Below are 16,107 nucleotides of genomic sequence, written 5' to 3' on the forward strand. Positions count from 1 at the left end.
ATGCCAAGACATCCTGCGCATGGCTGTGGATCAGATCCGGCGCATATCATCCGACCGGAAGCGGCGCGTCGCGCTTGACTTCCTCCATCACCGCGTAGGTTCGCGTCTCGCGCACGCCCGGCAGCGCCAGCAGGGTCTCGCCGAGAAACCTGCGATAGGCGGTCATGTTGGCGACGCGGGCCTTGACCAGATAGTCGAAGCCGCCGGCCACCATGTGACACTCCAGCACTTCCGGAGCGGTCTGGACTGCCCTGGCGAAGCGCTCGAACACATCGGGCGTGGTCTTGTCGAGCAGCACCTCGACGAACACCAAAAGGCCGAGCCCGAGCCGATGCGGGTTGAGCCGGGCGCCATAACCCTCGACGAAGCCGTCGCGCTGCAGCCGCTTCAGCCGTTCGCCGACCGAGGTCGGCGACAGGCCGATCCGCTCGGCCAGTTCCACATTGGCAATCCTTCCATCCCCTTGCAGGATCGAGAGGATTTTGCGGTCTGTCTTGTCTATTTCTGTCATATCCACGGCAATATCCGAAACGATCCGGATTTTCTAAGGCAAATCGGCTAATTTGTCTATCGAACTACGGTGCGACCGCGCGTAGGTGTTCCAGTGCAATCGCAAGGAACCGCCAAGGACCGCCAAGGAACCATCATGCCAGACCCGTCCCCGCTCCCGCCCCCGTTCAGCACGGCCTACGCCCCCGATGACACCGCGATCGCAAGCCGGCTGCGCCGGGACGCCAGGCTTGGCGATGACCAGGAGGTGAGGATCGACCGCACGGCGCGGCGCCTGATCGAGGCGATCAGGGCCAACGACGATCCGCTCGGCGGGGTCGAGGACATGCTGCGCGAGTTCGCGCTGTCGACCAAGGAGGGCCTGGCGCTGATGGTGCTGGCGGAGGCGCTGCTCCGGGTGCCCGACGCGCGCACCGCCGACCAGTTCATCGAGGACAAGCTCGGCCAGGGCGACTTCGTCAACCACGAGACCAGATCGAGCGCGTTCATGGTCAACGCCTCGGCGTGGGCGCTCGGCATGTCGGCCCGCGTGATCCAGCCCGGTGAAACACCGCAAGGAACGATAGGTCGGCTGACAAAGCGGCTCGGCGCGCCGGCGGTGCGCGCCGCGACGCGGCAGGCGATGCGGCTGATGGGCAGCCATTTCGTGCTCGGCGAAACCATCGAGGCGGCTCTGTCGCGGGCGCAATCGCACACGGCGCGCGGCTCGCGCTATTCCTTCGACATGCTCGGCGAAGGCGCCCGCACCGCCGACGATGCCCGCCGCTATTTCGAGTCCTACGCCCGCGCGATCGACGCGATCGGCAAGGCGGCCGGCGATCAACCCCTGCCCGACCGGCCCGGCATCTCGGTCAAACTCTCCGCGCTGCATCCGCGCTTCGAGGCGGTCAGCCACGCCCGGGTGATGACCGAGCTGGTGCCGCAGCTGATCGATCTCGCGCGCCGCGCCAAGGCGTTCGACCTCAACTTCACCGTCGATGCCGAGGAAGCCGACCGGCTGGAGCTGTCGCTCGACGTCATCGCCGCCGCGTTCGCCGACCCGTCGTTTGCCGGCTGGAGCGGCTTCGGGCTTGCGATCCAGGCCTATCAGAAGCGTGCCGTGGACGTGATCGATTACATCGATGCACTGACGCGCGCGCTCGACCGCAGGATGATGGTGCGCCTGGTCAAGGGCGCCTATTGGGACACCGAGATCAAGCGCGCGCAGGAGCGCGGGCTCGATGGCTATCCGGTGTTTACCCGCAAGGCGATGACCGACCTGAATTACATCGCCTGCGCGCGAAAGCTGCTCGGCTTACGGCCGCGGCTGTTTCCGCAATTCGCCACCCACAACGCGCTGACGGTCGCGACCATCCTCGAACTGTCAGACGATCCCACAAGCTTCGAATTCCAGCGGCTGCACGGCATGGGCGAAGCGCTCTACGCCCAGCTCGGTGACGACAGGCCGGAGATCGCCCACCGCACCTATGCCCCGGTCGGCAGCCACCGCGACCTGCTCGCCTATCTGGTGCGGCGGCTGCTCGAGAACGGCGCCAACTCGTCGTTCGTGGCGCTGGCGGCGGACAATCGCGTCTCCATCGTGGACCTGCTGCGCCGCCCGGCCGAGATCATCGGCGCCGACGATAACGCTGCCCACTCCGGAATTCCGTTGCCGGCCGATCTCTATCGGCCGCAGCGCGAGAATTCGCGCGGCATCGAATTCGGCGAACGAAAGGCGCTCGACGCGTTGACGTCCTCGATTGCCGTCGAACCCAAGGCCGCGCCTGGCATGGTTGCGACATCGACGGTCGAACAGGCCAATGCCGCGGTCGCCGCCGCCCGCGCCGGCTTCAAGGCATGGAACGGCACGCCGGCCATCCAGCGTGCCGCGATCCTCGACAAGGCCGCGAACCTGCTCGAGCAGCGTCGCGCGCACTTCCTCGCTCTGCTGCAGAGCGAAGGCGGCAAGACGCTCGACGACGCACTCTCGGAGGTGCGCGAGGCGATCGACTTCTGCCGCTACTATGCAGCGCTCGGTCAAAAACTGTTCGGCCAGGGAGAGGCGATGCCCGGGCCGACCGGCGAAAGCAACATGCTGGCGCTGCGCGGCCGCGGCGCCTTCGTCGCGATCTCACCATGGAATTTCCCGCTTGCGATCTTCCTCGGCCAGGTGACGGCGGCGCTGATGTCCGGCAATGCGGTGATCGCAAAGCCGGCCGAGCAGACCCCGCGGATCGCAGCCGAAGCCGTCGCGCTGCTGCATCAGGCCGGCGTGCCGCGATCGGCGCTGCATCTGGTCCAGGGCGACGGCACGGCCGGTGCCGCGCTGGTCAGCCACCCCGCTATCGCCGGCGTGGTCTTCACCGGCTCGACGGAGGTGGCGCGCGCGATCAACCGGACGCTTGCGGCCAAGGACGGCCCGATCGTGCCGTTGATCGCTGAGACCGGCGGCATCAATGCGATGATCGTCGATGCCACCGCGCTGCCCGAGCAGGTCGCCGACGATGTCGTGACCTCGGCGTTCCGTTCCGCCGGCCAGCGCTGCTCGGCGCTGCGGCTGCTGTTCGTGCAGGACGACGTCGCCGACCGCATGATCGAGATGATCGCCGGCGCCGCGCACGAACTGAAGATCGGCGATCCCTCACAACCGTCGACGCATATCGGACCCGTGATCGATGCCGAAGCCAAGCAGCGGCTCGACGCGCATATCGCGCGGATGAAGCAGGAGGCGCGGGTGCACCTCGCCGGCGAGGCCCCTGCCGGCAATTTCGTTGCGCCGCATATCTTCGAACTGTCGGCGGCGAGCCAGCTGCGTGAGGAGGTGTTCGGCCCGATCCTGCATGTCGTGCGTTACCGCGCCGAACGGCTCGGCGAGGTGCTTTCCGCGATCGAGGCGACTGGATTTGGGCTGACGCTCGGCATCCACTCACGCATCGACGACACGATCGAGCACGTGATCGACCGCCTCCAGGTCGGCAACATCTATGTCAACCGCAACATGATCGGCGCGGTCGTCGGCGTGCAACCGTTTGGCGGCAGCGGCCTCTCCGGCACCGGCCCCAAGGCCGGCGGCCCGCACTACCTCACGCGCTTCGCGACCGAGCAGACGGTGACGATCAACACAGCGGCTGCGGGCGGCAATGCCGCGCTGATGGCGGGTGTGGAGTAAGCACACCCTCCCCTGGAGGGGGAGGGTCGGCTCACAATGAGCGAAGCGAATGTGAGACGGGGTGGGGTGATCTCTCAACTCGGGCACTGCACCGGTGGAGAGACTTTCACCCCACCCCGTATCGCATCTCGCTTCGCGCGATGCGATACGACCCTCCCCCTCCAGGGGAGGGTAAGTGATAGGGTAAGAAAGTGCCGTTGCATCGTGCCCCCGAGATGGGTCAAATGGCGGTCCGATCGGGATCATCGCACACGATAATTCCAGCTACCGGAAAAACACCAACAAGCGCCACGGGAGCGACGGCACGATGGAAAAAGGCATTTTTGACGGGCTCAAGGTCCTGGATTGCGCGAGCTTCATCGCGGCGCCCGCGGCCGCCACCGTGCTGTCCGACTTCGGCGCCGACGTCATCAAGATCGAGCCGCCCGGCGCCGGCGATCCCTACCGCAATCTGCCCAATTTGCCCGGCTATCCCGCAAGCGAGCACAATTTCGCGTGGATGCTCGAGGCCCGCAACAAGAAGAGCCTCGCACTCGACCTCACCAAATCGGACGCGCAGCAGGTGCTCTACAAGCTGGTCGCCGAAGCCGACGTGTTCATCACCAACATGCCGCCGCAGGTGCGGGCGAAGCTCGGCATCACCTACGATCATCTTGCCCATCTCAACGATCGTCTGATCTACGCTTCCTTCACCGGCTATGGGGAAAAGGGCGAAGAGGCCAACAAGCCCGGCTTCGACTCCAACGCCTATTGGGCCCGCTCCGGCCTGATGGACCTGGTGCGCGCCGACGAGGACACCACACCGGCGCGTTCGGTCGCCGGCATGGGCGATCACCCCTGCGCGATGGCGTTCTACGGCGCGATCGTCACCGCGCTGTTCCAGCGCGAGAAGACCGGCAAGGGCTCGCACGTCTCGACCAATCTGATGGCCAACGGCATCTGGGCCAACGGCGTGCTGGCGCAGGCCAAGCTGGTCGGCGCCAAGTTCAAGAAGCGCAAGCCGCGCGAAGAGGCGCTCAACGCCGTCACCAACCACTACAAATGCAAGGACGGCCGCTGGCTGATCCTGTCGCTGCTCAACGAGGACCGGCAGTGGCCGACCCTGGCGCGCTGCATGGGCCGCGAGGACCTCGTCGCCGACGCCCGCTTCGCCACCAAGGCGGACCGCCATGCCCGCTCGGTCGAGCTGATCAAGATCTTCGACGAAGTGTTCGCCGGCAAGGACCTCGCCGAATGGCGCAAGATCCTCGACGGCAACGGGCTGGTGTTCGGCGTCGTCGGCATCCTCGACGACATCCCGAACGACAAGCAGATGATCGAGAACGAGGTGCTGGTCCGCTTCGAGAACGACACCATGCTGACCGTCAACAGCCCGATCTTCATCGACGGCGCCAAGAAGGTGCAGCCGCGCAAGCCGCCCGAGGTCGGCGAGCACTCCGACGAGATCCTGCGCCAGGCCGGCTACGACGAAGCCACGATCCAGAAGCTGCGCGCGTCCGGCGCGGTGGCGTAGTCACGCTACACGTAGCCCGGATGGAGCGAAGCGCAATCCGGGCTACAAAGGAAGTTCAGCGCTTCAGCCAGGACCAGACAACCGCCACAACGACGATACCTATGATGACCGCGAGCCCGATCGCCCAGCTGCTGACGCGGACGGCGCTCACCGCCTGACGCTCGGCCTCATTGGCCGCGATCTCGCGGTTGCGCTGCTTGTCCTGCTCGGGAGCACTCATCGGCCGGTCTCCGCTCAAAGGGCTGTTCAGGTCCTGGTCGCAGCAGGCAGTGTAGCATCAAATGATGACGCCCGGCTCGCGCCTGAATCGCCGCCAAGGCGGACGGCGCGGCTCAGCGTGAGCGCCGCCAGCGCGGCGCACAGCGCGGCCGATGCTGCCGTCATGAACAGTTCCGCGGTGCTCCATTTCGCACTCATCAGCGCGCCGCCGATCAACGGACCGATGATGGAGCCGACCCGGCCGATGCCGAGCGCCCAGCCGACGCCGGTGGCGCGCATCGCGGTCGGGTAGAAGTTGGCGGCCAGCGCATTGGCGGCGATCTGGCCACCGACAATGCAGAATCCGGCCGCGAACACCGCAAGCGTGACCAACACCGCCGAGTGGCTGAGCTGGCCGATCGCGCCGACCGCGAACACGGCGACGAAATAGACCAGCGCCAGTGCGCGGAACGAAAAGCGGTCGACCACGCTTCCGAGCGCGAACGTGCCGACCACGCCGCCGACCTGGAGCATCGCCCCGATCAAGGCTGCGGCCGATACGGAAGCGCCGAGATCGTTGAGCACGGTCGGCAGCCAGTTCGCCAGGAAATAAAGATCAAGCAGACTCATGAAGAACACGACCCACAACAACAGCGTCGGCAGCATCCTGCCGTCGGTGAAGAGATGCAGCACCCGCAGGCCTTCGAGCCGTGGCTCATGCACGACGAACTGCCTACCCGATACGGCTTGCGCAACGTCCGGGTTGATGCGGCCCAGCAGTTCGACGACGCGCGCCGGAGCGCGGCCGCCGAGCGCGAGAAAGCGCACGGATTCGGGCAGTCGCCAGGCGAGGAACGGCGCCAGCAGCAGTGGTGCGACGCCGCCGACCACGAATACCGAACGCCAGCCATAATGCGGGATCAGAGCCGCGGCGAGCAGGCCGCCAAGCGCCGCACCGACCGAGAAGCCGCAGAACATGATCATCACCATGGTGGCGCGACGGCGGTGCGGGCTGAATTCGGACGTCATGGCCACCGCATTCGGCATCGCGCCGCCAAGCCCGAAACCGGTGAGCAGGCGGATCACCATCAGCGTGGTGACGTCGCTGACGAAAGCCGTCGCCAGCGTGCCGATGCCGAAGGCGAGCGTCGAGAAGATGATGATCTTCCTGCGCCCGACGCGATCGGCGAGAGGCCCGAAGATCAGCGCGCCGATCATCAGCCCGAACAGGCCGGCGCTGAAGACAGGCCCGAGCGCCGCGCGCGACAGGTTCCATTCCTTGGCGAGCGCCGGCGCGACATAGCCGATCGCCTGCGTGTCAAAGCCGTCGAGGAACAGCACCGCGGCGCAGGTCAGCAGCAGCCTGATCTGGAAGCCGCCGACGGGCTGCCGGTCGATGTAGTCGGCAACGTCGGTTGCCTCAGTCTCCGCCATGACCGTTCCCTCCCGCTCGCTCTGCGGCTGTTGTCAGCCGTCATTTTTGCGAACCTACCGCAGATTGCCCCGACGCGGCAGGCTTCCAGCTAGCCGCGCAGCGCTTCCCTGGAATAGCCTGCGATCCGCTTGTAGCCGTCGGACATGCCGGCCAATTCCTCGCGGCTGATCACGTCCTCGATGGCGCGAAACGGCTTGTCCCCGGTGCGCAGGAACACCTCGCGCAGGATCACATCCGGCGGGTTGGTGCGATTGGTCAGCACGATGCGCGTGGTGGCTTCCAGCCGCTGCGCCTCATAGGCGGAAAGCGCCGCGACGGGATCGTCATGCGCGCGCAACGCCGTGGTCAGCGCCCGGGCGTCGAGGATCGCCTGCCCCGCGCCGTTCGAGCCGCGCGGCACCATCGGGTGCGCGGCATCGCCGAGCAGGGTGATGCGGCCAAAGCTCCAGCGCGGCAGAGGATCCTGATCGACCATCGGGAACTCGAGCACGCTGTCGGCGGCCCGGATGAAGGCGGGCACGTCGAGCCAGTCGAAATGCCAGTCGGCAAAGGCCCGGATGAAATCGTCGAGCGAGCCGGTGCGATTCCAGTCGCGCTTGCGATAGTTCGGCGTTTCGATCTCGGCGACCCAGTTGACGAGTTGCAGGCCGTCGGCGCCGGCCGGGCGGATCGGATAGATCACCATCTTGCCATGCGACAGCCAGCCGGCGCGCACCATGCTGGCGCCCGACAGCATCGGCTTCCAGCGGGTGACACCGCGCCACATGTTGACGCCGGAATAGCGTGGCTCGCCCTCGCCGGGGAACAATTGCTTGCGCACCGCCGAGTTGATGCCGTCGCAGGCGATGGCAACGCGGCCACGCGCGGTGAAGCGGTCGGCACCGCCGGGCCCATCGGAGAACGACACGGTGACGCCGTCGTCGTCCTGTGCCGCAGCCACGCAGTGACGATTGGTGACGATGCGATCTGCTCCCGCCCGGGCGCGGAACGCATCCAGCAGCACCATCTGCAGGTCGCCGCGATGGATCGAGAACTGCGGATGATCGTAGCCGGCGCTGCGGCCGAGCGGCTCCTGGTAGATCAACTGGCCGAAACGGTTGAAGAAGGTCGCGTCGGTGGTCGTGATCGCGACCTTCGCGAGCGCATCCTCGAGCCCGAGCGCTGCAAGTTCCTTGGTCGCGTGCGGCAACAGGTTGATGCCGACGCCGACCTGCCTGATCTCGGCGGCGGACTCGAAGATGCGGCAGGGAATGTTTGCCTGATGCAGCGCGAGGCCGAGCGTCAGACCGCCGATACCGGCACCGACGATGATGACCTCGTCCATGCTTCCATTCCCTGATCTTTATTGTTGGTGGGATGAAACACGAATGGTAAGCCCACTGTCAATCTGCCCGCGTCACCTCTCCCCGCATGAGCGCGGCGGCGAAGAGAAGAGGTTCCGGCGCGGGGACTACCGCCCCTTCACGAAGCACATGCCCATGCGGGAGGTCTTGCCGGCAACCTGACACGCGAGCCCCTCGGCGCAGGTCCAGCCGCGAAAGCTGCGGTCGGTCTCGGCCGGCCTTTCGCCCGGCAGATAGCAATGCGCGCCCCAGCCGTCGCTGTATTCGGTGCCGGCAAGCTCGGCGCCGGCGCGCAGTTGCGGCCGGTTGGAGAAGCCGCGCGAGAAGTCCGGCGCCTTGCCGTCGCGGAAGCTTGCGAGGATGTCGCGGCGGCGAGGCTGGTCGCCGAAGAAATGCGGCGAGGCCGGCACCACGGTGGAGTTCGACGGCTTTGCCGCCATCCAGTCGACGCCGGGAAAATGGAAGCCGCCGATGCCGCGGGTCTGATGACAGCCGGCGCAGGTGACGTCGTTGAGGCGCCTCTCGAAGCCGGCCAGCGACTGGATGTTTTGCAACTTCGTTCCGTCGGCTGCGGCCTTCTGCAACGCGCCGACCACGTCACCTTCCGAGAACACCGCCGTGCCGGCCGTCCCCTCGCCTTGCACCATTCCGAACTCCGGCTCCAGGTTGCTGACGTCGAAACCGGTCGGGGTCGGTGCAACCGCGCCGGTTGCGAGGAATCTGTCGGGGATCAGCAGGGTGCCGCGATCGAGCTCGGCAAAATGCCTGGGATCGAGCAGCCATGCCTTGAAGTCGCGCTTCAGGGCCTCGTCGGCCAGAATGCGATCGCGATCGATCTGGTTCTCCAGCGGCACCTCGACAAAGCGCCTTGCCGCGCCGGCATAGTCGAAGACCTTCAGGAGATAGTCGGTGCGGAAGTCGCGCACCGCGGATTTCGGCGCGTGCGCGATCTGCAGATTGGTCTCGATGCGATCGATATTGCGGGCGTCGATCAGGTCGAGCGGGCCATCCTTGCCGAACAACCTGTCCATCGTCGGAGGCCTGCTGGCAGTCGCGAGCCAGCGCCGCGCGAGTTCGCGACAGGTCAGCGATGCATCGTTGTCGTCACCCTTCGCCTTCAGCACCAGGTTCAGGGTCATCGGCAACCGCTGCGACACCGCGTTCTCGCCGATCAGCGGCACGTCGGTGCGGGTCAGCCGGTAGATCAGCCGGATCTCGCCGCAATCTTTCGGCGCCACATAGGCGCGGTCCATGCGGTTGACGATGCCGGCCAGCACGAAGCGAACGTCAGAGGATTCAAACAGCGCGCGGTCGAACAGCTGGAACGCAAAGCCGTCGCCGACCCCGATGCTCTCGTTCGGCAGGCTTGCCTTGTGCTCTCCGACATAACGATCGAACTCGCGATCGAGCGCCTCGCGCACCGGCACCATCGCAGGCAATCCGAACAGATCGCGATTGGACAGCGGCGTATCGGCGGAACGCTCCGGCGCAAGCATCCGGCCGAGGCCAAAGCGGCCATCATCGAGCTCACGCAGGATCGCAGGGTCGATCACCGCCGCGCCGCGCTCGAGCGCGCGATCCTCCGCGGCACGCGAAGGCACGACGCCACCGAGCAGAACGGACATCACCAGGAGGCATTTCAGCGCGCGGCTCATGCCCCACTAACACCGCACGGCAAACCCTATTCAAGAAAAAAGGCGCTTCACATCGCGGTGAAGCGCCTTGGTATCGTCGCGTTTCGCAGATCAGCGAGAGACGATCAGGCCCTTGGTGGTGACGACCACCCAACGGCCGTCCTGCTTGCGGATGGCGTCGACACGGCCGAGGCCGGGGACGGGATCGCCGGCGTAAACCTCGTAGATGCCGCCGCGGCCCTCGATCAGTGCGCCGCCATTGCCGACGTCGCGCAGCGCCCAGCCGTCGACCACCGGCATACGGCCGACCTCGGGCCTTGGGGCGGCCGGTGCTGCCGCGGCAGTCGCCGGGGTGACCGAGCCGGTCACCTCGCGGGCGGGCGTCGCAGCGGCGACGGTCGTCTGCGGGGCACGGAGCTTGTCGACGGTCTCGCTGAGCTTGTTGAGCCTGGCGATCGGCTCGGCCTGGGCCTTCTCGACCTTCTCGATCCGGTCACTGGCCTTGCTGAACTGAGCCTGGCCGGCCTTGGCGGTCTGCTCCACGCTGGCCTTCAGCGCGGCGATTTCCGATTCAATCCGGGCGAGCGAGGCATCGGCCGTTTCCTTGGCGGCGGCGTTGGCAGCGTCCTTGGCAGCCACATCCCTGACGGAGGCAGCGGCGGGGGCGGCGAGATGGCCAAGCCCGGCGGTCGCGAGCGCACCACCGATGGCCCCTGCCACGGTCGCCAGCGCAATGACGGCGGCCATGGCCCCGAACCGGCGCGTGCCGACGGGTTTACCTGCTGTCTTGGCGCCCTGCTCGGCACCCGGCTTTGAGGCGGATGCCTCGTGGTCCCAGGTCCGGTCACCGGGCGCCATGATCATCAGCTTGCCCGGGAAGCGCGGCTCCTCACGCTTGCCGGTCTCGACCTTGGGCACGTCCATGTTGGTCGGCTCGATCTTCGCGTCGATCCTGGCCTCAATCATGGGATCGAGCCGGGACGGCTCAATCTTGGGGGATTCAACCTTGGGAGCGTCCATCCTGGGCGCGTCGGCCTTTGGCGAGGTCTCTTCCTGCTCGGGCGCGAGCCTGGGAGCCTCGACACCGGCTGCGGCCATCACGGGCTCGCTCTTCGCCGCCATCTCGGCGCCGGCTTGACCGCTGACCGGCTCGCTCTGCTGCTCACTCACGTTCAAAGTCTCCAGACTGGGTTGACAATTCGGTAACTTTTATTGCTTGCGAAATGGTTACCCCGCGCCGCCATTACCTAAATTTTAGGGAGTTTTCCGGGCCGGATTTGGGCGATGTTGCCATGCGGCAATCTGCGTCAGCTCCGTTTGCGCGCGGCGCTTTCCCGATTAACATACCGCCGTCTTCCAGCCAGAAGGCAGGAGAGCACCATGACGATCGAGAAGTGCATCAATGAATTTGATGTCGATGACGTCATTTTTGAGGAAGGCTCGACCGGCCGCGAGCTGTTTGTCGTGCTCGACGGCACCGTCGACATCGCCAAGATCGATGGTGGACACAAGACGGTGATCGTCAGCCTTGGCAAGGGCGAGTTCTTCGGCGAGATGGCCGTGATCGACGGCTCGGCGCGCTCGGCAACCGCGATTGCCTCCGCGCCCGCGACGCGGGTGATGCGGATCAACCACGCCCGCTTCGTCTATCTGGTCAGCCAGCAGCCGGCCTTCGCGCTGATGGTGATGGATGCGCTCTCGAAACGCCTGCGCGCGTCCAACGCCGTCACTTACCGAGCGGCGGCTTCCCCATGAGCGAGCGCAAACCGAGCCCCTTCAAGACGCTGTTCGAGGCGGATGTCGCAACGCTGATTCAAGCCGCCGACGACGTTTACCAGATCCGCTTCAAGAACCGCGCAGCGAATGCCTATCTCGTGCGCGGCAGCAAGCGAACCATCATGATCGACGTCGGGCTGTCGACCAATTATCCGTCGCTGGTCGCCTGTCTCAACCATCTCGGCATAACGCCCGAGATGATCGACATGGTGGTGCTGAGCCACGAGCATCTCGATCACATCGGCGCGGCGTATCATTTCCATGGCTCAGCCTACATCGCTGCGCACCGGCTCGCCGCCAACAAGATCATGCTGCGCGACGACTTCTCGATGCTGCGCAAGATGTTCAACGAGCCGAACGTGCCGATCGACATCGACATCTGGCTCGAGGAAGGTAATTTGATCGACCTCGGCAATTTCCGCCTCAACGTGATGTACACGCCGGGCCATACCTCGGCCTGCATCTCGCTGTTCGATCAGGACAAGGGGCTGCTGTTCGCCGCCGATACGCTGATGCCCGGCGGCGTGATGGGCGGCGTGTTCGGCTCCGGCTCGATCGCCGACTACATCCAGTCGCTGGAGCGGCTGAAAGGCCTCAATTCGAAGATCCTGCTGTCGGGTCACGGCCGGCTGTCCGACACGCCACAGGACGACGTGCGAATCGCACTGCAACGCTCGCATGCCCTGCTCGAGGACACCGCGCAATTGTTCGATGCGCTCGATGCGCGCTCGAATTTCGAGCCGATCATGCAGTCGGTGCGCGACCTCAACAAGCTCGACGATTGAGCCTCGGCCCCGGCCAAAGCCGCCCGTTGTGGCTGGCCACGCCTTTGCACTAGGATCGGTTCGTAACGACCAAGAATCATGGACACGGCGATGCAAGCCGTTGCCGATAGCGGGGAGACGAAACCGATGCAGGCTGACACGATGGCGCAGATGCGCCGCCGGGTGGTGATCTCCTCCACGATCGGCAACGCGCTGGAATGGTTCGACTTCACCGTCTTTGGCCTGTTCGCCGGCATCCTGAGCAAACTGTTCTTTCCGGCGGACAATCCGCATTCCTCGCTGCTGCTGACCTTCGCGACATTCGGGATCGCCTTTGCGGCCCGGCCGTTGGGCGGCCTGGTGTTCGGGCTCTATTCCGACAAGCACGGCCGCAAGAAGGCGCTGGTCGTGATGATATCGCTGATGGCTGTTGGCACCGGCCTGCTCGGCCTGCTGCCGACCTATGGCGCGATCGGAATCGCGGCGCCGCTGCTATTGCTGCTGGCGCGGCTGATCCAGGGCTTTTCCGCCGGCGGCGAGTTCGGCAGCGCCAGCGCCATGCTGATCGAATTCGCGCCGCCCGGCCGGCGCGGCCTCTACGGCTCGTTCCAGATGGTGTCGCAATCGCTCGCGTTTGGCCTCGGTGCCGCGATGGCGATCGGCCTCAATGTCAGCCTGTCGCCGGACGCCTTCGCGAGCTGGGGTTGGCGCGTGCCGTTCATCCTCGGCATTCTGATCGGGCCGACCGGATGGTACCTGCGCCAACGGTGCGACGAGTCGCCTGAATTCAAGGCGTATCTCGCCGAGCGGGCCGCGACCGCGCAGCCGGCCAGGCAGACCACACTCGGCCAATTGTTCTCCGAACATCCACGCGAGTTGATCGCCTCGTTCTGCCTGATCGCGGCCGGCACGGCGATCAACTATGTCAATGCGATCTTTCTACCGACCTATGCGGTCGCCGAGCTGAAGCTGCCGATCCTGAATGCACAGCTCGGCCTGCTCGTCGTCAGCCTCATCAATGCGGCGGTGGCGGTCGCCAGCGGCGCCCTCTCCGACCGGATCGGTCGCCGCGCGGTGCTCGTTCCGGCACTGATCGTCTACAGCCTGCTGTTCTATGTGATCTTGCAGCGGCTCGTCGCCGCCCCGACCACCGCCAACCTCTGGCAGTTGCAGATCGTCGCGGTGCTGCTCGGCGCCCTGGCCGGGCCGATGCCGGCCTTCATGACCGAGATCTTTCCGGTCGGCGTGCGCTCCACCGGAGCATCGCTGATGTACAATCTCGCCGTGATGCTGTTCGGCGGGCTGGCGCCGTTCATCAACACCTGGCTGGTGCAGATCACCGGCGACAAGGCGGCTCCCGTCTACTACATCCTGTTCGCCGCGGCAGTGGGTCTCGTGGGCTTGGCGGTCTATCGCGGGCGACCGTCCGTACCCGGCATTGCAACTCAACCGGCGCAATGACCTCCGCGTGCGCGACCACGCATGCGGCGCTGCATTTGACAAATCCGCGCGTGGCCTGTTCAACAGCGGCAATAACAACGCTGAAGAACAGGGAGCGAGGACCATGAAGCTTTACGACTCGATCGGACCCAATCCGCGCATCGTGCGCATGTTCATGGCGGAGAAGGGCATCGAGATCCCCAAAGAGACCGTCGATCTGCGCAAGGGCGAGAACCGCGAGGAAGCGCATCTGAAGCGCAATCCACACGGCCAGATGCCGGCGCTCGAGCTCGACTGCGGCAACTACCTCTCGGAGATCACGGCGATCTGCGAATATCTCGAGGAGAAGCACCCCTCGCCCGCGATGATCGGCACCACGCCGGAAGAGCGCGCGGAGTGCCGGATGTGGACGCGCCGCGTCGATCTCAACATCGCCGAGCCGCTCGCCAACGGCTACCGCTTCGGCGAGGCGCTGAAATTCTTCGAGAAGCGCATTCCGGTGGCGCCCGAGGCCTCGCCCGGGCTGAAGATGATCGCCGCCAACCGGATCAAATGGTTGAACGACCAGATGGCCGACGGCCGCGACTACATCTGCGGCAAGCGCTTCACCCTCGCCGACATGCTGCTGTATTGCTGGCTCGATTTCGGCAACCAGGTCGGCCAGCCGCTGGACCAGTCGAACGCCAACATCGTGGCCTGGTTCAACCGCGTCGGCGCGCGGCCGTCGGTGAAGGCGTAGGCCTCTTCTTATCCTCCCCTGGAGGGGGAGGATCGGTTCGCATGAAGCGTAGCGCAATGCGAACCGAGGTGGGGTGATCTCTCCACTCGGGCAGCGTTCACGCGGAGAGACCTTCACCCCACCTCGCCGCTCATTGCATTCGCGTCGATCCTCCCCCTCCAGGGGAGGATGAAGGACACCGGACCAAATCGTTGGTCGCCTCAAATCACCACCGGCTTGTCGGGCAGCTCGTTAGGGCCGCCGGCCATGGGCGGGAAATATCGTGCCAGCTCCCGCGATACCGCCTCGATCCCCTTGATCACACCTTGCTCGAACCGGCCGGCCCGAAAGTCCGTTTCCATCGCGCGGCAAATCGCTTCCCAGCCGGCGTGGCCGACCTTCGCGTCGATGCCACGATCAGCGACGATCTCGACGTCGCGGTCGGCGAGCAGAAGATAAATCAGAACACCGTTGTTGTGATGGGTGTCCCAGATCCGCAGATGCGCGAATACGTCGAGCGCCCGCTCCCGCGCCGGCTGATCGCGGAACAGCGGCACCCCGTCGAGCGCGCCCTCGACGACGAAGCGGATCTGGCCGGAATGGGTGGCCTCGCCGGCCTTGATCGCCTGCTCGATTGCGTCGAGCACGCGCGGCGGAAACTCGCGCCGCACACGCCAGCGATGTTCGAGCAGATGCTTCCCGATGCGCTTGATGCCCATATGCCTACCAGCTCCCCGAGGCGCCGCCGCCGCCGAAGCTGCCGCCTCCGCCGCTGAAACCGCCGCTGTCGCTCGAGCTCGAGCCGCTGCTCCAGCCACCACCGCCGCCCGACCAGCCGCCGGAATAACCGCCGCCACGCCGGTACGGTCCCGAGCCGGCCGCCGGACCGCCGAAATTCAATCCGCCGAAGATCAATGCTGCGACGGCCGCGAATAGCCCGATCACCAGGGCGGTGGCGAGCGAGCCGACGACCATCCAGGTGAAGACACCGACGATGCCGCCAGTCGCGGCCGAGCCCAATAGCCGCCCCAGCATGGCGCGCAACACGCTGGCCACGATGATGACGACGAAGATCACGACCGGATTGGCAAAGTCGACCAGGTTCGGCCCCTTCCAATGCTCGGGCTCCGGTGCCGGCAAATGCTCGCCATTGATCAGGCGGATCATGCGGTCGACGCCGGCCGAGATGCCGCCGGCGAAATCGCCTGCCTTGAATTTCGGCGTGATGTCCTCGTCGATGACGCGGTGGGTGACGACGTCGCTCAGCACGCCTTCGAGGCCGTAGCCGACCTCGATGCGCAGATGCCGGTCGTTCTTGGCGACGACGAGCAACGCGCCGTCGTCGACCTTCTTGCGCCCGATCTTCCAGGTCTCGGCAACGCGGATCGAGAACTGCTCGATCGTCTCCTCGCCGGTGGTCGGCACGATCAGGACCGCGATCTGGCTGCCCTTGCGGGTCTCCAGATCCTTCAGCCTGTCGTTCAGCGACGAAACGTCACTCGCCGACAGCGTCCCGGTCTGATCGACGACGCGGCCGGTGAGCTGAGGCACCGCGACCTCGGCCCACGCCGGGCACACGAAGCCCAGCAGGAAGGCGAGCAGGATGATGCGTGCGGCGGTCATCGCGT

At 65.8% G+C, this 16,107-nt stretch carries 14 protein-coding genes; 6 read left to right on the top strand and 8 right to left on the bottom strand.

All coding sequences use genetic code 11. From position 1 onward, the window contains the following. Positions 1-46: 46 nt before the first annotated feature. Positions 47-511 carry an Lrp/AsnC ligand binding domain-containing protein gene (locus CO675_RS15130; RefSeq protein ID WP_021079746.1) on the bottom strand — a complete coding sequence of 155 codons (465 nt, stop codon included), beginning with the start codon at positions 509-511 and terminating at the stop codon, positions 47-49. A gap of 135 nt (positions 512-646) precedes the next feature. Between CO675_RS15130 and putA the strand changes: the two genes are divergently transcribed. Then, positions 647-3,658: a bifunctional proline dehydrogenase/L-glutamate gamma-semialdehyde dehydrogenase PutA gene (putA, locus tag CO675_RS15135; RefSeq protein ID WP_097672982.1), complete on the top strand. Its 3,012-nt coding sequence runs from the start codon at positions 647-649 to the stop codon at positions 3,656-3,658. 307 nt (positions 3,659-3,965) lie between these two features. After that, positions 3,966-5,171: a CaiB/BaiF CoA transferase family protein gene (locus CO675_RS15140; protein WP_097672716.1), complete on the top strand. Its 1,206-nt coding sequence runs from the start codon at positions 3,966-3,968 to the stop codon at positions 5,169-5,171. A gap of 55 nt (positions 5,172-5,226) precedes the next feature. Here CO675_RS15140 and CO675_RS40965 read toward each other — a convergent pair whose 3' ends face one another. From CO675_RS40965 to CO675_RS15160, 5 genes are all read right to left on the bottom strand, one after another. Next, positions 5,227-5,391 carry a hypothetical protein gene (locus tag CO675_RS40965; RefSeq protein ID WP_198964611.1) on the bottom strand — a complete coding sequence of 55 codons (165 nt, stop codon included), beginning with the start codon at positions 5,389-5,391 and terminating at the stop codon, positions 5,227-5,229. 26 nt (positions 5,392-5,417) lie between these two features. Beyond that, positions 5,418-6,803 (bottom strand): MFS transporter, encoded by a 1,386-nt coding sequence (locus CO675_RS15145; protein ID WP_097672717.1) that lies wholly within the window; start codon positions 6,801-6,803, stop codon positions 5,418-5,420. 89 nt (positions 6,804-6,892) lie between these two features. Beyond that, positions 6,893-8,128: a flavin-dependent oxidoreductase gene (locus CO675_RS15150; RefSeq protein ID WP_097672718.1), complete on the bottom strand. Its 1,236-nt coding sequence runs from the start codon at positions 8,126-8,128 to the stop codon at positions 6,893-6,895. A 126-nt stretch (positions 8,129-8,254) separates the two neighbouring features. Then, positions 8,255-9,802: a hypothetical protein gene (locus CO675_RS15155; RefSeq protein WP_097672719.1), complete on the bottom strand. Its 1,548-nt coding sequence runs from the start codon at positions 9,800-9,802 to the stop codon at positions 8,255-8,257. Positions 9,803-9,892: 90 nt separating this feature from the next. Beyond that, positions 9,893-10,957, bottom strand: coding sequence for a hypothetical protein (locus tag CO675_RS15160; protein ID WP_097672720.1), 1,065 nt, complete (start codon positions 10,955-10,957; stop codon positions 9,893-9,895). Positions 10,958-11,161: 204 nt separating this feature from the next. Between CO675_RS15160 and CO675_RS15165 the strand changes: the two genes are divergently transcribed. From CO675_RS15165 to CO675_RS15180, 4 genes are all read left to right on the top strand, one after another. Beyond that, positions 11,162-11,536 carry a Crp/Fnr family transcriptional regulator gene (locus CO675_RS15165; protein WP_097672721.1) on the top strand — a complete coding sequence of 125 codons (375 nt, stop codon included), beginning with the start codon at positions 11,162-11,164 and terminating at the stop codon, positions 11,534-11,536. Then, entirely contained in the window at positions 11,533-12,342 is an 810-nt protein-coding gene (locus CO675_RS15170; protein ID WP_097672722.1) for an MBL fold metallo-hydrolase, read from the top strand. The genes CO675_RS15165 and CO675_RS15170 overlap by 4 nt, the downstream gene beginning before the upstream one ends. Positions 12,343-12,468: 126 nt before the next feature. After that, a complete protein-coding gene (locus CO675_RS15175; protein ID WP_245452769.1) occupies positions 12,469-13,782 on the top strand; it encodes an MFS transporter in 1,314 nt (437 codons plus the stop codon). 103 nt (positions 13,783-13,885) lie between these two features. After that, positions 13,886-14,500 carry a glutathione S-transferase family protein gene (locus CO675_RS15180; RefSeq protein ID WP_097672984.1) on the top strand — a complete coding sequence of 205 codons (615 nt, stop codon included), beginning with the start codon at positions 13,886-13,888 and terminating at the stop codon, positions 14,498-14,500. Between the two features lie 200 nt (positions 14,501-14,700). Here CO675_RS15180 and CO675_RS15185 read toward each other — a convergent pair whose 3' ends face one another. Beyond that, entirely contained in the window at positions 14,701-15,198 is a 498-nt protein-coding gene (locus CO675_RS15185; RefSeq protein ID WP_097672723.1) for a TPM domain-containing protein, read from the bottom strand. 4 nt (positions 15,199-15,202) lie between these two features. After that, positions 15,203-16,102, bottom strand: coding sequence for a TPM domain-containing protein (locus CO675_RS15190; protein ID WP_097672985.1), 900 nt, complete (start codon positions 16,100-16,102; stop codon positions 15,203-15,205). Positions 16,103-16,107 lie beyond the last annotated feature (5 nt).

The organism is Bradyrhizobium sp. C9, from assembly GCF_002532045.1.
Taxonomy (GTDB): domain Bacteria; phylum Pseudomonadota; class Alphaproteobacteria; order Rhizobiales; family Xanthobacteraceae; genus Bradyrhizobium.